The 23,314-nt window shown below is 41.8% G+C and carries 20 protein-coding genes and 2 tRNA genes; 12 read left to right on the top strand and 10 right to left on the bottom strand.

Features of this window, described 5'->3' with window-relative positions:
* Both B3X18_RS00990 and B3X18_RS00985 read left to right on the top strand, forming a co-directional pair.
* A partial coding sequence (locus B3X18_RS00990) for a beta strand repeat-containing protein (protein WP_286935010.1) occupies positions 1–3,436 on the top strand: 3,436 nt, incomplete at its 5' end.
* 86 nt (positions 3,437–3,522) lie between these two features.
* Positions 3,523–3,891, top strand: a complete 369-nt coding sequence (locus B3X18_RS00985; protein ID WP_080941304.1) for an MGMT family protein — start codon at positions 3,523–3,525, stop codon at positions 3,889–3,891.
* A gap of 87 nt (positions 3,892–3,978) precedes the next feature.
* Here B3X18_RS00985 and B3X18_RS00980 read toward each other — a convergent pair whose 3' ends face one another.
* From B3X18_RS00980 to carA, 4 genes are all read right to left on the bottom strand, one after another.
* Positions 3,979–4,599: a CatB-related O-acetyltransferase gene (locus B3X18_RS00980; protein ID WP_005406123.1), complete on the bottom strand. Its 621-nt coding sequence runs from the start codon at positions 4,597–4,599 to the stop codon at positions 3,979–3,981.
* 125 nt (positions 4,600–4,724) lie between these two features.
* Positions 4,725–5,201, bottom strand: a complete 477-nt coding sequence (greA, locus tag B3X18_RS00975) for a transcription elongation factor GreA (RefSeq protein ID WP_005015697.1) — start codon at positions 5,199–5,201, stop codon at positions 4,725–4,727.
* A gap of 91 nt (positions 5,202–5,292) precedes the next feature.
* Positions 5,293–8,523, bottom strand: coding sequence for a carbamoyl-phosphate synthase large subunit (gene carB / locus B3X18_RS00970; protein WP_005015696.1), 3,231 nt, complete (start codon positions 8,521–8,523; stop codon positions 5,293–5,295).
* A 15-nt stretch (positions 8,524–8,538) separates the two neighbouring features.
* The gene (gene carA, locus B3X18_RS00965; protein ID WP_005015695.1) at positions 8,539–9,678 is read right to left on the bottom strand and encodes a glutamine-hydrolyzing carbamoyl-phosphate synthase small subunit; all 1,140 of its coding nucleotides are present in this window, start codon (positions 9,676–9,678) and stop codon (positions 8,539–8,541) included.
* A 330-nt stretch (positions 9,679–10,008) separates the two neighbouring features.
* Here carA and B3X18_RS00960 point away from each other — a divergent pair, with 330 nt between their 5' ends.
* On the top strand, positions 10,009–10,401 hold the full coding sequence (locus B3X18_RS00960) for a hypothetical protein (protein WP_005015692.1): 393 nt from the start codon (positions 10,009–10,011) through the stop codon (positions 10,399–10,401).
* Positions 10,402–10,461: 60 nt separating this feature from the next.
* On the opposite strand, the gene B3X18_RS00955 is transcribed toward B3X18_RS00960, so the two are convergent.
* Positions 10,462–10,998 carry a DOMON-like domain-containing protein gene (locus B3X18_RS00955; protein ID WP_005025044.1) on the bottom strand — a complete coding sequence of 179 codons (537 nt, stop codon included), beginning with the start codon at positions 10,996–10,998 and terminating at the stop codon, positions 10,462–10,464.
* A gap of 12 nt (positions 10,999–11,010) precedes the next feature.
* Positions 11,011–11,334: a ribosome assembly RNA-binding protein YhbY gene (gene yhbY / locus B3X18_RS00950; RefSeq protein ID WP_005015688.1), complete on the bottom strand. Its 324-nt coding sequence runs from the start codon at positions 11,332–11,334 to the stop codon at positions 11,011–11,013.
* Positions 11,335–11,528: 194 nt separating this feature from the next.
* Between yhbY and rlmE the strand changes: the two genes are divergently transcribed.
* The 4 genes from rlmE (at position 11,529) to B3X18_RS00930 (ending at position 15,575) form a co-directional block, all read left to right on the top strand.
* Positions 11,529–12,179 (top strand): 23S rRNA (uridine(2552)-2'-O)-methyltransferase RlmE, encoded by a 651-nt coding sequence (rlmE, locus tag B3X18_RS00945; RefSeq protein ID WP_005015686.1) that lies wholly within the window; start codon positions 11,529–11,531, stop codon positions 12,177–12,179.
* A 135-nt stretch (positions 12,180–12,314) separates the two neighbouring features.
* On the top strand, positions 12,315–14,210 hold the full coding sequence (ftsH, locus tag B3X18_RS00940) for an ATP-dependent zinc metalloprotease FtsH (protein ID WP_005015684.1): 1,896 nt from the start codon (positions 12,315–12,317) through the stop codon (positions 14,208–14,210).
* Positions 14,211–14,344: 134 nt separating this feature from the next.
* Positions 14,345–15,196, top strand: a complete 852-nt coding sequence (gene folP, locus B3X18_RS00935; RefSeq protein WP_005406069.1) for a dihydropteroate synthase — start codon at positions 14,345–14,347, stop codon at positions 15,194–15,196.
* A gap of 64 nt (positions 15,197–15,260) precedes the next feature.
* A complete protein-coding gene (locus B3X18_RS00930) occupies positions 15,261–15,575 on the top strand; it encodes a DUF5713 family protein (RefSeq protein WP_034428752.1) in 315 nt (104 codons plus the stop codon).
* 466 nt (positions 15,576–16,041) lie between these two features.
* Here B3X18_RS00930 and B3X18_RS00925 read toward each other — a convergent pair.
* Together B3X18_RS00925 and B3X18_RS00920 are read right to left on the bottom strand one after the other, a co-directional pair.
* Positions 16,042–16,127 (bottom strand) — tRNA-Leu (locus B3X18_RS00925).
* Between the two features lie 12 nt (positions 16,128–16,139).
* A tRNA-Cys gene (locus B3X18_RS00920) sits at positions 16,140–16,213 on the bottom strand.
* Between the two features lie 152 nt (positions 16,214–16,365).
* Here B3X18_RS00920 and folD point away from each other — a divergent pair.
* A complete protein-coding gene (gene folD / locus B3X18_RS00915) occupies positions 16,366–17,214 on the top strand; it encodes a bifunctional methylenetetrahydrofolate dehydrogenase/methenyltetrahydrofolate cyclohydrolase FolD (protein WP_005406102.1) in 849 nt (282 codons plus the stop codon).
* Positions 17,215–17,536: 322 nt separating this feature from the next.
* Complete coding sequence (locus B3X18_RS00910) at positions 17,537–18,205, top strand: class I SAM-dependent methyltransferase (RefSeq protein WP_005406100.1); 669 nt, start codon at positions 17,537–17,539, stop codon at positions 18,203–18,205.
* A 36-nt stretch (positions 18,206–18,241) separates the two neighbouring features.
* Here B3X18_RS00910 and B3X18_RS00905 read toward each other — a convergent pair whose 3' ends face one another.
* Both B3X18_RS00905 and B3X18_RS00900 read right to left on the bottom strand, forming a co-directional pair.
* The gene (locus tag B3X18_RS00905; RefSeq protein WP_005406087.1) at positions 18,242–18,670 is read right to left on the bottom strand and encodes a hypothetical protein; all 429 of its coding nucleotides are present in this window, start codon (positions 18,668–18,670) and stop codon (positions 18,242–18,244) included.
* A 233-nt stretch (positions 18,671–18,903) separates the two neighbouring features.
* Entirely contained in the window at positions 18,904–20,733 is a 1,830-nt protein-coding gene (locus tag B3X18_RS00900; protein WP_005015671.1) for a phosphoenolpyruvate carboxykinase (GTP), read from the bottom strand.
* A 397-nt stretch (positions 20,734–21,130) separates the two neighbouring features.
* On the opposite strand from B3X18_RS00900, the gene B3X18_RS00895 reads away from it, so the two are divergent.
* The 3 genes from B3X18_RS00895 (at position 21,131) to B3X18_RS00885 (ending at position 23,298) form a co-directional block, all read left to right on the top strand.
* Complete coding sequence (locus tag B3X18_RS00895; protein ID WP_005025058.1) at positions 21,131–22,069, top strand: diacylglycerol/lipid kinase family protein; 939 nt, start codon at positions 21,131–21,133, stop codon at positions 22,067–22,069.
* Complete coding sequence (locus B3X18_RS00890) at positions 22,050–22,823, top strand: metallophosphoesterase family protein (protein WP_005406207.1); 774 nt, start codon at positions 22,050–22,052, stop codon at positions 22,821–22,823. Before B3X18_RS00895 ends, B3X18_RS00890 begins: the two co-directional genes overlap by 20 nt.
* A 184-nt stretch (positions 22,824–23,007) precedes the next feature.
* Positions 23,008–23,298, top strand: coding sequence for a co-chaperone GroES (locus tag B3X18_RS00885; protein ID WP_005015665.1), 291 nt, complete (start codon positions 23,008–23,010; stop codon positions 23,296–23,298).
* The last annotated feature ends 16 nt before the right edge of the window (positions 23,299–23,314 follow it).

Below are 23,314 nucleotides of genomic sequence, written 5' to 3'. Positions count from 1 at the left end.
CAGCATCAGTGGCAGCATTGCCGCGCCAGCTCTCGCCGGTAACTACACCGCCACCGCAACCGATATCAACGGCAACATTGCCATCGATACCGCGACTGCAACAGATAATATTGCACCAATTCCTGGAAGCCTGAGTCTGGCAGATTTCTCCGATACGGGCATCAGCCTCTCTGATGGAATCAGTAATGACAATTCATTTAATTTGACATTAACGGGTCAGGAAACAGGTTCTACCGTGGTCTACCAGATTTCTACGGATGGCGGAAATACCTGGGTGGCAACAACAGCCGCACAGACTGGAGTCGCAGATAACACCTATCAATATAGAGCTGTCGTGACTGATGTTAATGGCAACAGCAGTATAACTAATGCGGTAGGCGTTACTATAGATACTATCACTACGGTTACTGCGCGCTTTGCTTTAGATTCAGATAATGGCAATCCAGATCCGGCGACTGTCATTGTGAGTGGCACAGCAGAGGTAGGATCTACTGTTACTTTAACCACAACTACAGGTGTAGCAATTTTAGATAATCTGGGCAATCCTGTTAGTACGATAGTAGGTTCAACAGGCACCTATACATTTAATGTTCCGACAGCTTCTGTAGCGGATAACCAGCTGCTTAGCGTGAATTCTACAGATATTGCCGGAAACGTTGCTACAGCCCCAGTAAGAATAGATTTGACACCACCAAATGCCATAGATGATGTCGTAAACTTGGACATTGTAAGTCAGATCACTACAGTCTATCCCGAAGTGACCGATACAGATGTTCAGGTATTGGGTTTATTAGAGTCGGATAATGGCACTGACAATGGTGTGACTGTAATTGTAGGACCTGATCAATTTGGTGTACTCAATATTGAAATAAGCCAAACTGCACTCGCCGCAGTTGCAGATGCCTTCCGGTTAGATGTTGTTGATGCAAATGGTAATGTTGTCTATTCTGCAGTAACACAAAACTCGCTAGTAGGGGATGTTCTTGGTTTAAATGTCTTAGGTGTAACAGGAGACAATACTTTAACTGCTACAGTCAGAGGCTTGCAACCAGGTACATATCGTGTTGTGGTTCGTAATGATGAGAGTACATTAACTGACTTGCTAGATTCAGATAATAGTGGTGGAGTATCTTTACAAGAGCTTGGAAATTCAGGCGTCATTTTAGGGCCTGAAAATCAGACGCTGGTACTCAATACAGTTTCTAATGCATTAGGTCCAGTTTTGGGGCCAACAGTTACTACGCTGTTATCTCCTGTTTTAACTACATTGAATGGTTTGCCAGTTGATGAGATTATTAATCCATTAGTCACTATTTTGAATAATGTTGGTGCTACCGGACTACTCAATACAGTCTTGAGTTCACTAGCAGATGCTCTTTTAAGTAATACACTTACACTATTGCAAGCTACTGATATTACGACCCAGCTTACCGAAACCGATTTTGCTAATGAAGCCTTAACAGGTGGTAATGTGATTACAGGTGCGGGTAGCAGTAATGGCGGTACAGATGATGCCCAGGGAGGTGTAATTACTCAGGTACAAATTGCTGATGGACCTATCGTAGTCATTCCATCAAATGGAAGCAATGTTACAGTTGAAGGACTATATGGTGTACTTACCATTAATTCGTCAGGAGCCTATACTTATACAGCTTATGGAGATCCAGCGTCTATAGGCGGTTCTGAAGTATTTACTTATACATTATCTGATGGAAATACAGTAGATACGGCAAAACTTACTATTAACATTGCAGATACTTCTACAACAGCCCCTAGAGTTAGTTTAGTTAATGATACGGGTAGCAGTAATACTGACCTGATCACCCAAGATGGTCGCATCGCGGTGATCGCAGATCCGGATGTGACCACAGTAGTGGTAAGGTATACATCTGCTTCCGGTACTGGAGTGAACGTCAATGCTGTGTACGACACCACGACTGGCAGGTGGATTGCTACGCCTCCAGCTGGTTTTGCAGATGGTACTTATAATGTAACGGCTACCGTAACAGACACTACCAATCATACGAATACCTCTTCTTTAGGTAATATTACTGTAGATACTACACCGCCAGTAGTTACAATCGTAGGTGCAGGCGATAATGTAGGTAATGTTCAAGGCAATATTTATTCTAGTGCGATTACTGATGATAATACGCCAACAATCTTTGGCAGGGCAGCGCCGAACAGTACCATTACACTTATTCAGGATGGTGTAACAATAACTACGCCAATTACTGTAGATGCTAGTGGTAACTGGAGTTATACGCCTACCACAGCACTGTCTTCATCTGCGACCGGTGTAAATCATACTTGGCAGGCTAGAGTAACAGATACGGCAGGTAATATTACCACTGCTAACTTTAACTTGAATATTATTGGACAGGTTGCACCTGTTGCAGCTGTTAACAGTAATGCTCTACTGGGCGTGGTAGGCGCAGATGTAGCAGGTCTGATTGATTTAAATCAGCAACTATTTGCAGCGGCAGATGCAAATGGCGATTTAAGAAGAGTAGAAATTACATTAAATTCTGCAGTATCACTGGGTGGAGAGAATTTTAGCTTCTCAACAGGGTTAGCTAATCTATTTGGTTATAATGTTACTACGCAAAGCAGTCAATTAGCTTTACCATTAGTTCCTAGCCGTCCGGCGCGTATTACGATTGAAGCTGCACAAGGGCAGGTACTTGATAATCAGGAAATTAATGAATTCTTGGCATCAGTCAAATTATCGGGTAGTTTGCTAGGAGGCATCTTAAATCTGAATTTACTGAATAATTTGAATGTGGTTGCTACAGATAGCCAAGGCTCATCTACCTCATATAGCCGAGGTGGGATTGCAAGTGTAGATCTGTTGGGTGGTCTACTTTCAGGAAGCGCTTCACCGATTGTTGAGGGTAATGCTAATGCTAATATCTTAGGTAATAGCAATAGTACTGTATCTCAACGCCTCTATGGTTATGATGGAAATGATACGTTAAATGGCGGTTCAGGAAATGATATCCTGCGAGGTGGTAATGGTGATGATACTTTAAATGCAGGGGCAGGTAATGATTATATTAATGGTGGTGCAGGCAACGACACCATTACTGGTGGTCCAGGCGCTGATACTGTAGTGTTTGATTTGCTAGTTGCTGCTAATGCAAGAGGCGGTAATGGTACTGATACCTGGACAGACTTCCATGTAGGTAATATTCGTATCGATAATCAGGCTGACCGGATTGATGTGTCGGATCTGCTAGGAGGCGAGGTTAATGCTAATAATCTGGGACAATATATCCAGCTAAACTATAATTCAACGTCATCAACTGTAACTTTGTCCATCGACCGGGATGGAACCGGAACTACTTTTATTGCCACTCCATTATTACAGCTGACCAATCAGCCAAGTGCCATTACATTGGATGAACTGTTACAGAATGGCCAAATTATTTTCTAAATATATAAGGTAACAAAAAAGGACCTTCGGGTCCTTTTTTGTCTTTAGTTAAAATTTTTTTAAACTTAAGTGATAATCTATTTAGAATTTTAAGTTTTCTTATACTTTATAAAGCTATAGATTTTAAGGAGGATGTTATTTCTTCTGCACATGAATTATATGGACAGATTTTAGAAGTTATTAGTCTGATTCCTTGTGGTAAAGTTGCAACTTATGGGCAGGTTGCGCGTCTTGCCGGGTTGCCAAAACATGCACGATTAGTCGGCTATATACTCAAAAATCTGCCTATAGAAACTGATATTCCATGGCATCGCGTAATTAATAGTCAAGGTAGAATTAGCCTAAGTAAATTAAATACACAAGGTCAAAATATACAGTCTGTTTTATTAATTGAAGAGGGCCTAACAGTCATAAATGGAAAGATAAACTTAAAAAAATTTCAGTGGCTACCCTGAATTTCTAAATCAACTTAAGATCATCAATTCTCTCTGTCTGGAAATTAGCAAGATAAAAATTAATATACAGTCTCTATCAGATGCGGATTAAAATTCATTTAAAAATGCTATTAAAGATGAAACGTTATCTGACTGTAGTCGCCCGCGTATTTTTAATAACTGCTTTTCGTCCATATCATAAAGCTTAAGGGAAAGCAGCTTCTGGATGTCTTCTTGAGAAAAACGGTATTTAATAATTCGTGCAGGTACACCACCGACAACTGCATAAGGTGGAACATCTTTAGTTACTACAGCACCTGTTGCTATTACTGCGCCTTCTCCCAATTTTACACCTTGCATAATCATGGCACGGCTACCAATCCAGCAACCGTCACTAATAATTGTATCTCCTGCTGGCACAAAACTACGGGTATCAAAGGGAAACACTGAAATCCATTCTGTACGGTGTAGCTGATTACCCCCCATCATAATGACACTTTCAGCACCAAAGCAGACAAAATTACCAATATAAAGCTGATCAATCGGTTTATCTGGGGTAGCAGGTTTATCATGAAGATAACGCACTACACAACGTTCAAACCCTTGATCCCAATAGGCTGAGTAATAACTATAATTGCCTTTAATATGAATATTCGGATTCTTTACTGTCTTCGAGATGAATTCGAACTCACACCAGTGTTTAACCGGAGAGTTGATCAGCTGATCCATAAGAAAAATTAAATACTGAAGAGCAGCAGATTATATCTGAAAAATTTTAAAATTTGAGATGAGCGAAAATAATATTGTCAATAAAAAGCCCCTGATGAAAGGGGCTTCATGTGTATCGTGTTTGACTAAATATATTCAACACTCACAATTTCATATTCTACTTCACCTTGAGGCGTAACAATTTTTGCTTCATCACCTTCGCTTTTGCCTAAAAGTCCGCGTGCAATAGGTGAGTTCACAGAAATTTTATTAATTTTAAAGTCAGCTTCATCATCACCAACGATTTTATAAGTTTTCTGTTCTTCAGTATCAAGATTTTCAATAGTTACTGTTACACCGAAAACTACACGGCCATTCTGCTCAAGATCTTTAATATCGATAACCTGAGCTGCACCCAGTTTACCTTCGATGTCCTGAATACGACCTTCACAGAAACCTTGCTGTTCACGTGCAGCGTGGTATTCTGCATTTTCTTTCAAGTCACCATGTTCACGTGCTTCTGCAATCGCTGCTGTAATACGTGGACGTTCTACAGTTTTAAGCTGGTGTAATTCTTTCTCTAAGGCAGTTTTGCCTTCAGGGGTCATAGGATAACGTTGCATGTTGTCCCTCAAAAGTCAGTGGAAGGATGTAAAATATATAAATAAAAAAAAGCCCGCCACCAAGAAGGTAGCGGGACTTCTTGGAAGCGAATTAACCTTTAGTTAGGTCTTGCAAACGATATACATCCATTGGCAATTTAATTGCTAGAGCTTGGCATACAGCGTCCGCACCATTCAATGTAGTTGTATTATACACTTTACCTTGAAGTGCTGAACGACGGATCGAGAATGAGTCTTCTTGTGCCTTTTTGCCTTCAGTCGTATTAATGACAAGGTGGATTTCACCGTTTTTGATACGGTCCACAATGTTAGGACGACCTTCAGTCACTTTATTCACGCGTTCACATTCAAGACCAGCTTCGCTAATCACTTTAAATGTACCATCAGTCGCAAGAATCTTGAAGCCTAGGTCAATTAATTGTTTCGCAATACCGACAGCACGAGGTTTATCTGAGTCTCGTACAGAGATGAATGCATGTTTCACTTCGCCTTCAGTTGGAAGACCAGGTAAACGTTCATTTGCACCTAGCACTGCTTTATAGAATGCTTCACCAAAAGTTTTACCCACACCCATTACTTCACCTGTCGATTTCATCTCAGGGCCAAGGATCGGGTCAACACCAGGGAATTTGTTGAATGGGAACACGGCTTCTTTTACAGAGAAGTGCTCAGGGATAATCTCAGCCGTGAAGCCTTGTGACTCAAGAGATTGACCTGCCATACAACGTGCAGCGACTTTCGCTAAAGATTCGCCGATACACTTAGAAACGAAAGGCACTGTACGTGATGCACGTGGGTTCACTTCCAGGATGTAAACATCGTCGCCTTTCACCGCAAACTGTACGTTCATTAAACCGATTACGCCAAGCTCTTTCGCCATCGCGATGGTTTGACGGCGCATTTCGTCCTGAACTTCTTTAGATAAAGAGTACGGAGGAATAGAACATGCTGAGTCACCTGAGTGAATTCCCGCTTGTTCAATATGCTGCATGATCCCGCCGATCACAACGTCTTTACCGTCAGACACGCAGTCAACGTCAACTTCAATTGCGTCATCCAGGAAGCGGTCAAGCAGAACTGGCGCTTCGTTAGATGCCTGAACCGCATCACGTAAGTAGCGTTTGAGTTCTTCGTCGTTGTATACGATTTCCATCGCACGGCCACCAAGAACGTAAGAAGGACGTACCACAAGCGGGTAGCCGACTTTCGCTGCTTCAGCCATACCTTCTTCAGCAGATTTTACGATACTGTTGTTTGGTTGACGTAGTTGCAGACGTTGAATCATTTGCTGGAAACGTTCACGGTCTTCTGCACGGTCAATCGCGTCAGGTGATGTGCCGATAATTGGCGCACCCGCTTCTTCTAAAGCACGAGCCAATTTAAGCGGCGTTTGACCACCGTATTGTACGATGATGCCTTTAGGCTTCTCTGTACGAACGATTTCAAGTACATCTTCCAAGGTAATCGGTTCGAAGTACAAACGGTCTGATGTGTCATAATCCGTAGAAACAGTCTCAGGGTTGCAGTTCACCATGATGGTTTCATAGCCATCTTCACGCATTGCAAGCGCCGCGTGTACACAGCAGTAATCGAACTCGATCCCTTGACCAATACGGTTAGGTCCACCGCCGATCACCATAATCTTGTCACGGTTCGATGGGTTAGACTCACACTCTTCATCGTAAGTTGAGTACATGTATGCTGTATCCGATTCGAATTCAGCTGCACAGGTATCCACACGTTTGTAAACAGGGGTTACGCCCAGGTTCCAACGGTGTTTACGGAATTGTTTTTGTGAAATACCCATCAAGTTCGCAATGCGCAGGTCCGATAAACCCTTACGTTTGAATGAACGGATGTTGTCCGCGTTCAAGTCACCGAAACCTAAAGTTTTGATCTGGTTTTCAGTGTTGATGATGTCTTCGATCTGGACCAGGAACCAGCGGTCGATATTGGTCGCTGCAAATACTTCGTCTAAAGTGAAACCATGACGGAATGCATCCGCTACATACCAGATACGCTCTGGACCTGGAACTTTAAGTTCCTGAAGAATCTTCTCGCGTGCACCTTCAGTACCCACTTCGATTTTTTCATCAAAACCAGAAGCGCCCACTTCTAATCCACGAAGTGCTTTATTCACAGATTCCTGGAAGTTACGGCCAATGGCCATGACTTCACCGACAGATTTCATCTGAGTTGTTAAAGTCGCGTCAGCTTGCGGGAATTTTTCGAAGTTGAAACGTGGAACTTTGGTGACGACATAGTCAATTGCTGGTTCGAAAGATGCTGGAGTTGTACCACCAGTAATATCATTTTTCAGTTCATCAAGGGTATAGCCAACTGCCAGTTTCGCTGCGATTTTTGCAATCGGGAAACCTGTTGCTTTCGATGCAAGCGCAGAGGAACGTGATACACGCGGGTTCATCTCGATGATCACCATACGACCATCTTTTGGATTGATACCAAACTGAACGTTAGAACCACCTGTTTCAACACCAATTTCACGAAGAACTGCTAAAGATGCATTACGCATCAATTGGTATTCTTTATCAGTCAATGTTTGTGCAGGTGCAACCGTGATCGAGTCACCGGTGTGTACACCCATTGGATCAAAGTTTTCGATCGCACATACGATGATACAGTTGTCGTTTTTGTCACGAACAACTTCCATCTCATACTCTTTCCAGCCAATTAAAGACTCATCGATCAATAACTGTTTAGTCGGAGAAAGGTCAAAACCGCGTTCACAGATTTCAAGGAATTCTTCGCGGTTATAAGCGATACCGCCACCAGAACCACCCATGGTGAATGATGGGCGGATAATCACTGGGAAACCGAAACGAGCTTGAATTTCAAGCGCTTCTTCCATTGACTCTGCAATCGCAGCTTTTGGACACTCAAGACCAATCTTACGCATTGCTTGGTCGAACAGTTTACGGTCTTCTGCTTTTTCGATCGCTTCTTTGGTCGCCCCAATCAATTCAACATTATATTTTTCTAATACACCATTTGCGTCAAGTGCAAGCGCACAGTTCAACGCAGTTTGACCACCCATGGTTGGAAGGACCGCATCCGGACGCTCTTTCTCAATGATCGCGGCAACAGTCTGCCAAGTGATTGGCTCGATGTAAGTAGCATCTGCCATTGCAGGGTCGGTCATAATGGTTGCCGGGTTAGAGTTCACCAAAATAACACGGTAGCCTTCTTCACGCAGCGCTTTACATGCTTGTGCACCTGAATAGTCAAACTCGCATGCCTGACCAATTACAATAGGGCCAGCACCAATAATTAAGATGCTTTTAATATCCGTACGTTTAGGCATTATTTCGCTCCTTAATTACTTCTTAGATGCTTCGATAAGTTCAATGAAATGATCAAACAGCGGTGCGCAATCATGCGGACCAGGACTCGCTTCAGGATGTCCTTGGAAACTGAAAGCCGGTTTATCAGTACGATGAATACCTTGGTTTGTACCATCAAACAGCGAACGGTGAGTTACACGTAACACTTCAGGTAAGGTACTTTCATCTACCGCAAAACCGTGGTTCTGCGAAGTGATCATCACTGTACCATCTTCAATATTCTGTACAGGATGGTTGGCGCCATGGTGACCATGACCCATCTTGAGGGTAGCTGCTCCACTTGCAAGAGCCAGAATTTGATGCCCTAAACAGATACCGAAGACCGGTAGTGTAGTTGTTTCGACAATAGTTTTTACAGCTTCAATTGCATAACCGCATGCAGCCGGGTCACCTGGTCCATTGGACAGGAAAACGCCATCAGGATTAAGTGCCAGTACTTTTTCAACAGGGGTCTGGGCAGGTACAACGGTCAATTTACAGCCGCGATCTGCAAGCATACGCAAGATGTTGGTTTTGACACCATAGTCATATGCTACTACATGATATTTTAATTCAGGCTGGGTAAAGCCTTGACCTAATGCCCATGAGCCTTCGGTCCATTCAAAACCTTCTGGATCACAGCACTCTTTTGCCAGGTCTAGACCTTCAAGACCGCCAAAAGCCCGCGCTTTTTCTAATGCTTCTTCAGCAGTAATATTTTCACCTGCAAGAATACAGCCATTCTGCGCGCCCTTATCCCGCAAGATACGGGTCAGTTTGCGGGTATCAATATCTGCAATCGCAACAACATTATTCTGCTCAAGATATTCACCAAGAGACATATCTGCACGGAAGTTGCTATGCAATAAAGGCAGGTCGCGAATAATCAGGCCATTGGCCCAGACTTTCTGAATACGGCCGGACTCGGCATCTTCAGTATTACAGCCAGTATTGCCAATATGAGGATAAGTTAATGTCACAAGCTGTTGTGCATAACTTGGGTCAGTCAAAATTTCTTGATAGCCAGTCATGGCGGTGTTAAAAACGACTTCACCAGTCGTACAACCCGATGCACCGATAGACTTACCTTTAAAGATAGTTCCGTCTGCAAGGGCTAAAATGGCGGGGATGCTCAAACCAAAGCTCCTGAATTTTAGGCTGTAAAAAAGCGAGTAGACATAAAAAAAGGGTGGCTGTCTAAAAAAAACACGCCCTCCTTTTGGTCTGCTCGCTTGTAACTTAACAGCGTATTGTACGCATGAAGAGTCTAAAAGTCCACGCTAATTATAATGTTTATATCAGATAGGGAGCTTGTAACTTCAAATAAACACAAGCGCAAGCCTTCCATGAGAAAAGAATGAGAGAGCAAGCAAGATTTTTAATAATTGTCAGACAATAAATAGATCATTTTTTATTCAATAAATTAAGATGATTTTATAATTTTCATCAAAGCAGGGAATATTATTATGACTAATTCTTCTCAGAAAGCTAAAAAAGCAGCTCAGCCATTGGCTAAAGAACAAAAGAATGAAGTAATTGAGACTACACCAGTTGTCAACACAGCATCAGAAGCGTTAACACAGCAGGAGCCTGCGCGTGAATCCAACCAGGCGTTATGGGCGCGTTTAGAGTCATTAAAAAGTCAACTAACCTTTTCGGGCCAAGAAATTTCTGAATTAAAAAATCTGGTTAAAAGTGAATTTACTCATCTGGTGGATGAGCTTGCCAAATTAAGCCAAGATTTGAAAGCAGACATCAGCCAGATTTCATTAAAACATAAAGAAAACCTTACCGAGACATTTAAACGCTCTAAAGCAAATGCTGTTGAAGTGTGGAATAAGGTTCAGCGTCATAATTAAGTTGAATAAATAATAAAAAAGTGAGTATAAACTCACTTTTTTAAATTATTACTGGAAGTTTCAAAACTGATGTAGCCAGTCACGCTTATTATGAAAATCTGGTTGCGGGCTACTATGCTGCATAGCGAAATAATGTACTTCTTGTGAAGTCTTAAGTACTGCCGACAAGCCAAGATATAAATCTGACCACTTCAATTCATGGTCTGCCATAAACCGTCCCAGATCCAGACTCACATTTAAACCATAATGTGTCCGCTTGAGCTGATTTAACTCAATATCATAAGCTGGTTTTGGAGGAATATCTTCCGGATAGCGATACTCTTCGAACTGGTAGGCTTGCCAAGCTTCAGAAGGGGAAAGGTTAATTTCCCGATAAAAATCTTGATCTTTTACACCAATGAAAATTTCATAACAGGTATTTTCCCATAGATAGTCACGGCGTGGATTTGATGCGACTTTATCTGGCCAAAGGATTAGCTGGTTTGGGTCACTAATCCAGAAACCGATATTTAAAGAAGCCTGATCTTGCTGTTCAACTGCACCTACCAAGGAAATAGCAGAAAACCTTTTAAAAGGATTAAGTTCGTAACTAGCCATAAGAGAAAATGATCAGCTTGAAAGATGCGCGTGACGAACCAGATTCGACAAATGCTGATTCTGTTTGGCTGCCTTTTTATAAAGCAGAACAATTTTACCAATTTTCTGTACTGCTTGAGCACCAGTAGCTTCTATTAACGCATCAATAACCTGTCCACGTGCTTCACGATCTTCGCCAGCAATCTTCACTTTAATTAGTTCATGATCGTTTAATGCGCGGTTGGTTTCTTCAATCACGCCTTCGGTCAGGCCTTGCCCCCCGATCATTACTACTGGATTAAGAGCATGTCCAATTTGACGTAAACGCTTGCGTTCTTGAATAGAGAGAGCCGCCATGAAATATAACCTAAATTTAAAAACGCCCCAGTATAGCAAAAACCGAATTCAAACACTCTAAAACTCTTAAATTATCGATGAAGCTTATTAAAAATATCCGTTGGGGAGGGCGCTTTAGATACAGATGTATACTGCAAGCTGCACATTTTTCACGTACAATAAAAAAATAGAAGTTATTTCAATATTTAGTAGTTATGGCAACACGCATTACCAACCAGAAGTTATCTAAAAGTAGTCGTGCGTGGATGAGAGAGCATCTGGACGACCCTTTTGTAAAAAAGGCGCAAAAGGAAGGCTATCGTGCACGCGCTGCCTATAAACTTCTTGAGATCCAGGAAAAATATAAGCTCATCAAACCGGGTATGACTGTAGTTGATCTGGGAGCGGCTCCAGGGAGCTGGTCGCAGATAGCGGGTAAACTGGTAGGGGATAAAGGACTGGTAATTGCGTCCGATATTCTTCCGATGGATGCTTTGGCAGATGTCACTTTCTTGCAGGGTGACTTCCGTGAAGAAGAAGTATTCGAAAAATTGTTAAATATTTTAAATGGACGTCAGGTAGACGTTGTAATTTCGGATATGGCCCCCAATACATCTGGTAATAGGGCGGTTGATCAGCCCCGCCAGATATATTTGTGTGAACTTGCTTTAGATTTTGCACAAAAGGTACTCGGACCCAACGGACAGTTTGTGGTAAAAGTATTCCAAGGGGCTGGCTTTGATGAGTTTCGCAAGCAGGTGGTTGATAGTTTTGATGTGTTAAAAACTGTTAAACCCGCCGCGTCACGAGCCCGTTCGAAAGAAGTGTTTTTAATTGGACAAGGCCGTAAAAAAGCGTTGCAATAAACTTTACTTGCCAACCCGTCAAAAATTGTGCATTTTGTACTTTTTTAGACATTGCATGCTGTTTTACAGTTTTTTGTTAGGGTCACCCCAGAAATTTTGGGCATGATCAAATTAGATTGATATGGGAATAAAGCTTTGAGCGATCTCTTCAAGAATGCCGTATTGTGGCTAATAATACTGGGTGTTCTGATCTTGATTTTCAGTAACATCAGTGACCGCAACAAGCCGACTGCGATGAATTATTCCGAATTCGTGGCAGCGGTTAATGCCGGTCAAATTAAGCAAGTCACAATTGATGGCGAGCGTATTAATGGCGAAAAAGTCAACGGTTCAGAGTTTGAAAGCATTCGTCCTGCGGTTCAAGACCCTGAGCTTATGCCGAGCCTTATCAAAAATAATGTTGTCGTTGAGGGTACAGCACCGCAACGTCAAGGTTTATTGATGCAATTACTCATTGCAAGCTTTCCTGTACTTCTAATCATCTTGTTATTCATGTTCTTTATGCGAAATATGGGTGGCGGTGCAGGTGGCAAGAACGGGCCAATGAGCTTTGGTAAATCCAAAGCAAAAATGTTATCTGAAGACCAGATTAAAGTAACCTTTGCCGATGTGGCGGGCTGTGATGAGGCCAAACAGGAAGTGGTTGAAATTGTCGATTTCTTGAAAGATCCGGCAAAATTTAAGCGTCTAGGCGCGACCATTCCTAAAGGTGTTTTAATGGTAGGCCCGCCGGGTACAGGTAAAACTTTGCTCGCCAAAGCTATTGCCGGCGAAGCAAAAGTACCGTTTTTTAGCATCTCCGGTTCTGACTTTGTTGAAATGTTTGTTGGTGTGGGTGCCTCGCGTGTACGTGACATGTTTGAACAGGCTAAACGTCATGCACCTTGTATCATTTTCATTGACGAGATTGATGCAGTGGGTCGTCATCGTGGTTCAGGTACAGGTGGCGGACATGATGAACGTGAGCAGACTCTTAACCAAATGCTGGTTGAAATGGATGGTTTTGAAGGAAATGAAGGTATTATCGTAATTGCAGCTACTAACCGTGCTGATGTACTCGATAAAGCCTTGCTTCGTCCAGGTCGTTTTGACCGCCAAGTAATGGTGGGTCTACCAGACATTAAGGGTCGTGAACAGATTCTGAATGTTCATTTAAGAAAACTGCCTTCAACTACCGGTGTAGATGTTAAAGTGTTGGCGCGTGGTACACCTGGCTTTTCGGGTGCCCAACTGGCAAACCTGGTCAATGAGGCAGCTCTTTTTGCGGCACGTCGCAACAAGAACACAGTCGACATGCATGACTTCGAGGATGCAAAAGATAAACTGTATATGGGGCCAGAGCGTAAATCGATGGTTCTTCGTGAAGAAGAGCGTCGTGCTACTGCTTACCATGAGGCAGGACATGCAATCGTTGCTGAGATGCTGCCCGGTACTGATCCGGTCCATAAGGTAACAATTATGCCGCGTGGTTGGGCTTTAGGCGTAACCTGGCAGTTACCAGAGTTTGATCAGACCAGCCATTACAAGGACAAAATGCTGAACGAGATATCTATTTTGTTCGGTGGCCGGATTGCAGAAGAGATCTTTATTCATCAGCAGTCAACGGGTGCATCTAACGACTTTGAACGTGCAACAAAAATGGCACGCGCGATGGTCACCAAATACGGTATGTCTGACAAACTGGGTGTAATGGTCTATGAAGATGATTCACAGCAGTCATTTATGGGCAGTATGAATAGTCGCACTATTTCTGAAGCTACCCAGCAACAAGTCGATCAGGAAGTGCGCCGTATTCTGGATGAGCAATATAAAGTTGCTTGGGATATTCTTGAAGGTAATCAGGATATTGCACATAAAATGGTTAAAGCTCTGATGGAATGGGAAACTATTGATCGTGAGCAGATCCGTGACATTATGGAAGGTCGTGATCCTCAGCCACCTAAAGTTTATGTTGCAGATAATCCGGTTGCAGATCTGGAGCCACCTAAAAATGGTCCGTCTACACCGCCTCCATTGCCAGCAATGAACTAAATACAGTTATTTAGAAAAGAGCCACTTCAAGTGGCTCTTTTTTATTATGTAAAAACAGAAGCATGAAAATAACTTAACACTCAGCCTGAATTTAACTTGTTAAAATGTATCAATCATAAGATCAGGAGAGACCAATGCGGCTAATGCCATTACCTAAACAGACTTTACAATGCAAAGATGTAAGTCTGGATTTAGCTCGCCCGCATATTATGGGGATTTTAAATGTTACTCCTGACTCCTTTAGTGATGGCGGAAAATATAACCATAAAGAGCAAGCTCTCCAGTATGCTTTACAGATGATAAAAGACGGGGCAACTATTATTGATATTGGAGGGGAATCTACCCGGCCAGGCGCTACTCCAGTATCGGTTAAAGAAGAGCTTCAACGTGTACTTCCTGTAGTAGAAGCTTTGGCACAACATGATGTAATTATATCTGTTGATACCAGTGAGCCTGAAGTAATCCGCCAAGCAGTGAAGAAGGGAGCCCATATCTGGAATGATGTGCGGGCATTGAGTCGCCCAGATGCACTTGCAGTGGCGGCAGAGCTGGATATACCTGTAGTCATCATGCATATGCGTGGTGAGCCTACTACAATGAACCAGTTGGCCAATTACGAAGATGTAGTTGAAGAAGTGCTTCGTGAGTTGACTGTACGAGTTGAGGTGGCTATCGCAGCAGGAATGCGGGCAGATAATATCATTATTGATCCAGGCTTTGGCTTTGCCAAGAATGCTAGCCATAACCTGAAACTGTTGCAGGATTTCTGGCGGCTTAATGAATTAGGTTATCCGGTTCTATCTGCACTGTCACGTAAGCGCTTCATTGGTGAGGCCCTGGAAGGCGCAGAGGTAAAAGATCGTATAATTGGCAGTGTCACAGCGCATCTTTTGAGTATACAGCAGGGAGCATCTATCGTAAGGGTACACGACGTGAAGGCTACCAGTGATGCGATTAAAATCTGGTGTGCTACACTATCTGCCTGATGGTTTCTATATTTGACTGAATCCGGGTTCTTTAGGCTCGGATTTTTATTTTTGAGAATAAGTAATGAATGATGAATTATTAACTCCTATGTTTGAGGATGAATACTATCCTGATGAGCTGGTATCACGTATTAAACAGTTGCTGCTACAGTTTTCTGAAAAAATTACAGCAAGTTCTTTGAGTCACACAGATATATATTCTTCTGCTCAGGAGATCATAGTTCAAATCAATAAAATGAAACCCAAGTTTGAGCAGATGGATTCATCTCTAGATGATGCAGCAGCTGATTATATTGCTGAGGCTATGATGATGGTTGTACAGGAAGCTGGTTATCTGGATATTGATATGGAAGAACTGGTTGCCAATAGGGAGTGGTAAGATAACTTTATTGCAAAGTCTTATGGTTTGTTCAGGATATTCTATAGTTGGCAGTATTGTCCTGAATGTTTTCCTGCAATCCTGTCATCGTTAAATATAATATTTGATCCACTTAACGGCATACATCCTTAACTTTTGCCGGAATTATCACTCTTGTTTTCTCATGGTTATTTATTTCCTTAATTATTAAATTTTAAAGCACAGTAGCTGTGACTGAGAGTACAGCACTGTGATATGCGATGATTATCTATTTGATGAGCTATTTTTTAAATAATTGCAAAACTTGTATTTAGAAATGTCTGGATGCTTAAGCTACTAAACTGTTGATGTAGAAGAGGAGAAAATCGTAATTTGAATAAACTTGATCATTGTAAAATTTATATTTTTATATTCAAGAAATTACAGGCATAAAAAAACCAGCTTGAAGCTGGATTCTTTATTACACCATTTTATTTTAGCTTTAAAATGGTGCCCGGGGCCGGACTCGAACCGGCACGCTTTGTGGGCGGGGGATTTTAAATCCCCTGTGTCTACCTATTTCACCACCCGGGCGTTATACAAGATTGGAGGCGGAGGTCGGAATCGAACCGGCGTACACGGAGTTGCAGTCCGCTGCATGACCACTCTGCCACCCCGCCATCTCTTGGTGATGCACATATTAGCAATCTTTGAAAAAAAAACAATAGGATGTATGGTGAATATGCACATAAAAACAGCAACTAAAATAAAAACGGTTAAATAATCATGTATTATGTGCAAAATTGATTCATATCCACTTGGGAGATGTGCTGTGGCATTGGTTTTAGACGGTCGTACACTGGCGAAACAGATAGAAGCTGACTTGTTACAACGTGTAGAGGCGTTAAAGACAAAAACAGGTCGTACGCCAATTCTGGCAACTATCCTGGTAGGAGATGATGGTGCTTCAGCTACTTATGTACGTATGAAAGGGAATGCCTGTCGTCGTGTTGGTATGGATTCTCTTAAAGTGGAACTGCCAAAAGAAACAACTACCGAGCAGTTACTGGCAGAAATTGAAAAGCTAAATGAAAACCCTGATGTACATGGTATTCTGCTTCAGCATCCTGTTCCGGAACAGATTGATGAACGTGCCTGTTTTGATGCCATATCGCTAGAAAAGGATGTAGATGGCGTGACTTGCTTGGGTTTTGGTCGTATGGCAATGGGAGAGGCTGCCTATGGCTCTGCAACACCTGCTGGAATCATGACGATCTTAAAAGAAAATAATATTGAAATTGCAGGTAAACATGCCGTTGTTGTAGGCCGCTCTGCTATTTTGGGCAAGCCAATGGCAATGATGTTGCTTCAGGCTAATGCTACAGTGACGATTTGCCATTCACGTACACAGAACCTTTCTGAATTTGTTAAGCAGGCTGATATCCTTGTAGGGGCTGTTGGAAAAGCCGAGTTTATACAAAAGGAATGGATCAAGCCGGGTGCTGTGGTAGTTGATGCTGGTTTTCATCCGCGTGATGGCGGTGGTGTGGGGGATATTCAACTAGCAGGTATTGAAGAGCTGGCTTCTGCTTATACTCCTGTTCCAGGTGGCGTAGGGCCAATGACAATCACGACTTTAATTCGCCAGACAGTTGAAGCTGCTGAGAAAGCCCTGGCTTAATTTTAAAAGCATTATTAAAAGCTATGTAAATATCAAGTTTGCATGGCTTTTATGTTAATAAAGCTTTTAAAACTATTTTCATCGCCTGTTTATCCTGATCTTTATTTGAATTGATCGGCTGTTCACTTTATTTCTGTTTTGAAAAAGGCAAAAAAACTATCTCTGGTCTGCGAAATTCGTTAAAAAGTATTAAAAAAATTATAGGGCGCAGAATTATTCTTTTATTATAAATTCTGCCTTTAAGCAGTGGGGTATGGACCAGAGTGCGTATCATATTAAGCTTTAATAACTTTGAATCGCTTTAATAAAGGTTAAATTTTTGATGAGTTGTACTTTTCAACTGGCTAAGGCTCCTGAGCATCTTCTTCAAGCTTTACATGAGGTTATACCACAGTGTGAACTACAGGCACAGCAATTACCTGAAACCCCTATTTTATTATGGTTAATACCGCCAGTTTTTCCTACTGACCGCCTCGATGATGAGGTTATTCGACGTATCTGGAATGATACGCCTTACTGGATTTTCTGCTGGGCTTCAGGACTTGCTATGGCACAGTGGTTGCTTGCCGAACCACAGCATGTCAAAGATAAAGTGGTATTGGATTTTGGTGCTGGTTCTGGAGTAGTAGCTATTGCCGCTAAAATGGCAGGCGCCAAACGGGTAATCTGTTGTGATATCGATCAGGTCAGTCTGGCGGCTTGTCGCGAGAATGCAAAGCTTAATGATGTCGAGCTTGAGTATTTGGATGACTTGTATAAGGCAGAGCAGGTTGATGTGCTATTGGCGGCTGATGTGCTTTACGATCAGAGTAACCGCTTCTTTCTGGATGAATTTCTGAAATTCACTTCAACTGTCTGGGTGGCAGATAGTCGGGTAAAAAACTTTAGCCACTCTCGTTACTGCAAAACTGAAGAACGTAGTGCCACCACCTGGCCAGACTTGGATGAAGCTAAAGAATTTCGCAATGTCAGCTTTTATAAGACGTTATAAGTTTAAATAACGTCTGAGCTGATAAAACATAAAATATTACGAACAGGTATAGCGAATGACGCGTAGAGTTGCAGGCTTGGCTTCAAGCGCCTGTCGAGTTGCGTAATCTTCACTGTTATTTAAACTTGGGGTATCAGATAAACTGAATGAGGCCCGGCTCTGGCCGAGTTGTATACCATAATTGTCCTGCTGGGTAGCAGCAGGATTTGGAATCTCATTGGCGCTTAATACTGAAATTTTATAAGTTTTACCAGTACCTAATACTTGCTGACAAGCCATCTGCAATTTATTTTCATCTATAGACTGGTTGGCGCGTAATGCCAAAGTATAGGCAATGGTCGCTGATTGGGCAGACTTGTTCTCAATCTGATAGCCCGTAATACCATTGTACTGGCGAGGGGTAGTCTGGCATGCCGTTATAATAAAACATAATGGTAAAGTAACCAATAAAGTTATTTTCTTCATAATTAGAAAGCCTTTTATCCTTATAGGTTCAAGTATGGCATAGAACTAGCGGAAATAAGCAATCTTAAGGACCGATATGCTTCAGTAAGCTGAAGAAATTTTAAGTAAATGTTAAAGACATCAATTTAATGGGTAAATGATAATAGCAATTTTTCTCTGGTAATTGATCAATAGAGCTTGGATGAAATTAAAATAAAAAAGGCCGCAATTGCGACCTTTTTTATTTCATTGATTTAAACTGATTTTACAGCATCAAGCAGCTGATTCTGACGGTCTTTCAGTGCTTGTGGTAAACGGTCACCTAACTTGCTGAATAGCTCAGTATGGCTTTCCAGTTCTTTAATCCACTGGTCTTTATCTTGAGAAGTTACAGTATCAAACTGTTCTTTGCTAAAGTCTAGACCAGTCCAGTTGAGCTGTTCATAAGTTGGAACATAGCCAATTGGAGTTTCAACTGCACTTGCACGACCTTCACAACGGTCAATGATCCACTCTAGAACACGCATGTTCTGGCCAAAACCAGGCCATACAAAGTTGCCTTCAGCGTCACGACGGAACCAGTTTACATTGAAGATTTTCGGTAAATGGTTGCCATGTGCTTCAGCTTGCGCAGCAACTTTTTCGCCCATGCTTAGCCAGTGGCCAAAGTAGTCGGCCATGTTGTAACCAGCAAATGGAAGCATTGCAAACGGATCACGGCGTACGATGCCTTGTTGACCTACAGCTGCAGCAGTGGTTTCTGAACCCATGGTTGCTGCTTTGTATACGCCATCTACCCAGTCAAAAGCTTCTGAAACTAAAGGTACTGTATCGGCACGACGTCCACCAAAGATAAATGCAGAAATAGGTACGCCTGCCGGGTTTTCCCAGTCTGCATCAATAGAAGGGCACTGAGCTGCTGAAACAGTAAAGCGGGCATTCGGATGCGCAGCTTTTTCACCTTCTGCATGAGGCTGTCCTTTCCAGGTCGTAAGATTTGCTGGAATTTCTTTAGACAGACCTTCCCACCATACTTCGCCATTTTCAGTCACAGCAACGTTAGTATAGATGACGTCTTTATGCAGCGTTGCCATGCAGTTCGGGTTAGTTTTAGTATTGGTTCCAGGTGCTACACCAAAGAAACCAGCTTCTGGATTAATTGCATACAGGCGGCCATCTTCACCTGGTTTGATCCAGGCAATATCATCGCCTACAGTTTCAATTTTCCAGCCTTCATAACCCGCAGGTGGAATCAGCATGGCAAAGTTCGTTTTACCACAGGCTGACGGGAATGCTGCAGCGATATAGTGTTTTTCGCCCTGAGGGTTGGTTACACCCAGAATAAGCATATGTTCAGCTAGCCAGCCTTGGTCACGACCCATGACAGAGGCAATACGAAGTGCCAGACACTTTTTACCAAGTAATGCGTTACCACCATAACCAGAACCGTAAGACCAGATTTCACGGGTTTCTGGGTAATGAACAATGTATTTCTCTTTGTTGCATGGCCAAGAGACATCTTTTTGACCTTCTGCAAGCGGTGCACCTACTGTATGAACACATGGAATAAATTCGCCATCAGTACCTAACACATCATAAACGGCTTTACCCATACGAGCCATTTTAGTCATGCTCACTGCAACATAAGGAGAGTCGGTCAATTCAATACCGATATGTGCAATGTGGCTGCCCAGCGGGCCCATAGAGAAAGGTACGACATACATGGTACGTCCAGCCATAGCACCGTCAAACAAACCATTCAGTTTGGTACGCATCTCGGCTGGAGCTTCCCAGTTATTGGTCGCACCGGCATCTTCTTGCTTTTCAGAACAGATGTAAGTACGGTCTTCAACACGAGCAACGTCGGAAGGATCAGAATTTGCAAGATACGAACCAGGATGTTTTTCTTGGTTTAATGCTTTCATGGTGCCGTTAGCAATCATCAGGTCAATTAGACGTTGATATTCTTCGTCGCTACCGTCACACCATTCAATTTTTGCAGGTTTCGTTAATTTTGCAATTTCTTCAACCCATGCAATAAGCTTAGGATGACGAACGAATTCTGGTGCGTTCACTTGGGTCATGGTGAGGCCTATTAAAAATATGTACAAAGTACAAGTACAAATTCGTCTGTCTAAACAAGACAAACAAAATGAATAAAAAAAGTGGCAGTATTAAAGCATAAATTAATAAAAAAAATAAGACTAAAGGCTGAAAGTAATTACATGTAGATCTTTATATAAATATTCTTAAAATCAATATATTAAATTAGATTAAGAAATTTACATCAAATTATTTTTAATAAAAATATATAGTATTTATTTAAAAAATTTTATTAAAAATAAAATAATTACGTTAAAAAAATTTGAATTTACTATTATTGGTAAAATAAATCATACTCATTTAAATTTTACATAATGCCTATTTTAATTGTCTATTAATTGGACGAAATTAGAGCAACTACTTTAATTTTTATTGTTTATGAATGAGCAATTGCGCCCTCTAACTATTATTTATAACAGAAATTCTGGTTTTCATGCAGCCCGTCGCGATGAGCTTTATGAAGAAATACTAACTCAACTCAGTACACATGGCTTCGAAATTCAGGTCTTGGAATTACATTCAAACTCAGATTTTGACCAGCTGATGCAGGATGTGCTGGATCGTCATTTAAATGGGCCAGATGTAGGGGTTGTGGTCGCAGCTGGGGGGGATGGTACTCTAAATGCAGTAGGGGCAAAGTTATTGCATACTGACATACCGCTAGGCTTATTACCTTTAGGGACATTTAATTATGTTGCGCGGGCCCTGAATATTCCTTTAGATTTGCTTGAAGCTACAAAGGTAATTATTTCTGGTCGGCCTCAGGCGATTCATGTGGCAAAACTTAATAATCAGATTTATTTGAACAATGCAAGTCTAGGATTATATCCACTCTTTATTAAGCGAAGGGAGGCATATAACCAGCGGTTTGGCCGCTTCACATTTAATGCATATGCTTCAGCTCTGGATGTCATGATTCGAGACCGCAAAGCTTTAAAACTGACTTTAGAAGTGGATGGTAAAAGATATCCCTTAAATACACCGCTGGTCTTTTTTGGTAATAATCAACTTCAGCTACAGGAAATGCGTCTGCGTGTTGCTGACTGTGCGGCAGCTGGCCGGGTTGCCGGTGTGGCTGTAGCAAATACTGATAAAAGAACTTTGTTTAAACTGCTATTTCAACTGATACAAGGCAAGCTTGAACAGGCTTCACAGGTCTATAGCTTCTGCGCAGATCAGGTTCAGGTACATGCAGCTAAAAAAAATATTAAAGTGGCGATTGATGGAGAAATTGTCGAGTTGCAGACACCTTTAAAAATTACAGTTGAAAAAAATGCGCTTAACATAATGGTGCCCTATGCTGCTCCATCTCTCTGATCTGCATTTTGGTACCGAGCGGCCAGAATGCCTAAATGCCTTACGAGTATTCTGTAAAGAGCAACAACCCGAAGCTCTCGTGGTAAGTGGGGACCTGACCCAACGTGCCCGGTTTACCCAGTTTTATTATTGTAAGCAGTTTTTAGAGAGTCTCCAGATTCCTTATCTGGTTGTACCTGGCAATCATGATATACCACTTTATCATTTGTGGAATCGTGTCTTTAGCCCGTTTACCCGTTACCAGTATTTTTTCGGTAATTTGGAAAATGTACTAGAAACCGAACACTTTTATGTTATTGGAGTCAATAGTGTAAGACGGCGTTATCATACACGTGGTCATGTCTCACTAGAGCAAATTCATGAAACCCGTGAGAAACTAGAACAGGCCCCCTTACATAAACTTAAAATTATTACGTCACATCAGCCGTTTTATACTGAACCTGACGACCCCCATGGTTTAAAAGACTGTCCGGTACTCGGCCGTATGGCTCTAGAGGTTTGGGGACAATATAAATTGTTTGGTATTTTACATGGCCATTTACATAAAACCGCGATCTATGATCTGACCCGACTGTATAATTTAAAAGTTGATCATCCTATTTATAATATTCATGCCGGTACTGCGACTTCCTGGCGCTTGCACAAGAACCTGCCGAACAGTTTTAACACTGTTTCAATATCTGGTGAAATTCTGCAATACTGGTTTAATGAAAAGAGTCAATCATTTGTTTTACGGACAGATGTGATTAAATAATTACCCAAGATCTGTCGAGCGGTTAAAAAAAATACAAAAATACAAATTTTTTTTATTTTCCCCCTTGAAGCGTTTTTTTCTATCCCCACAAAAGTGTCATCAAAACACTTTAGGTTATTACTTAGACTTATAAATAAAGTAATAACTGATTACTTAAAAAAGACTTAGTCTGATGGAGTTAATTATGAGCAATATTCGTCCATTACATGACCGTGTAGTAGTTCGTCGTGTAGAAGAAGAAACAAAAACTGCTGGTGGTATTTTATTGCCAGGTTCTGCGGCAGAAAAACCTTCTCAAGGTGAAATCATTGCAGTGGGTAATGGTCAAATTACTGATAATGGTGTACGTGCACTTGACGTAAAAGTTGGCGACAAGGTTCTGTTTGGAACTTATGCCGGTACAACTGTAAAAGTAAATGGGGAAGAGCTTCTTATTATGAAAGAGTCTGACATCCTTGCGGTGTTAGAAGGCTAATTTACGTTTAACTCAT

The organism is Acinetobacter sp. UBA6571 (assembly GCF_002434085.1).
Taxonomy (GTDB): Bacteria; Pseudomonadota; Gammaproteobacteria; order Pseudomonadales; family Moraxellaceae; genus Acinetobacter; species Acinetobacter radioresistens.
The sequence above is the reverse complement of the archived record's forward strand: the minus strand, read 5'-3'. Positions and strand labels throughout refer to the sequence as shown.

Coding starts and splice junctions, on each gene's coding strand:
- B3X18_RS00980 (WP_005406123.1), bottom strand. CDS start 4,599: ATGGATCAGCTGATCAACTCTCCGGTTAAACACTGGTGTGAGTTCGAA.
- greA (WP_005015697.1), bottom strand. CDS start 5,201: ATGCAACGTTATCCTATGACCCCTGAAGGCAAAACTGCCTTAGAGAAA.
- carB (WP_005015696.1), bottom strand. CDS start 8,523: ATGCCTAAACGTACGGATATTAAAAGCATCTTAATTATTGGTGCTGGC.
- B3X18_RS00960 (WP_005015692.1), top strand. CDS start 10,009: ATGACTAATTCTTCTCAGAAAGCTAAAAAAGCAGCTCAGCCATTGGCT.
- B3X18_RS00955 (WP_005025044.1), bottom strand. CDS start 10,998: ATGGCTAGTTACGAACTTAATCCTTTTAAAAGGTTTTCTGCTATTTCC.
- yhbY (WP_005015688.1), bottom strand. CDS start 11,334: ATGGCGGCTCTCTCTATTCAAGAACGCAAGCGTTTACGTCAAATTGGA.
- rlmE (WP_005015686.1), top strand. CDS start 11,529: ATGGCAACACGCATTACCAACCAGAAGTTATCTAAAAGTAGTCGTGCG.
- folP (WP_005406069.1), top strand. CDS start 14,345: ATGCGGCTAATGCCATTACCTAAACAGACTTTACAATGCAAAGATGTA.
- B3X18_RS00930 (WP_034428752.1), top strand. CDS start 15,261: ATGAATGATGAATTATTAACTCCTATGTTTGAGGATGAATACTATCCT.
- B3X18_RS00910 (WP_005406100.1), top strand. CDS start 17,537: ATGAGTTGTACTTTTCAACTGGCTAAGGCTCCTGAGCATCTTCTTCAA.
- B3X18_RS00905 (WP_005406087.1), bottom strand. CDS start 18,670: ATGAAGAAAATAACTTTATTGGTTACTTTACCATTATGTTTTATTATA.
- B3X18_RS00900 (WP_005015671.1), bottom strand. CDS start 20,733: ATGACCCAAGTGAACGCACCAGAATTCGTTCGTCATCCTAAGCTTATT.
- B3X18_RS00895 (WP_005025058.1), top strand. CDS start 21,131: ATGAATGAGCAATTGCGCCCTCTAACTATTATTTATAACAGAAATTCT.
- B3X18_RS00890 (WP_005406207.1), top strand. CDS start 22,050: ATGCTGCTCCATCTCTCTGATCTGCATTTTGGTACCGAGCGGCCAGAA.
- B3X18_RS00885 (WP_005015665.1), top strand. CDS start 23,008: ATGAGCAATATTCGTCCATTACATGACCGTGTAGTAGTTCGTCGTGTA.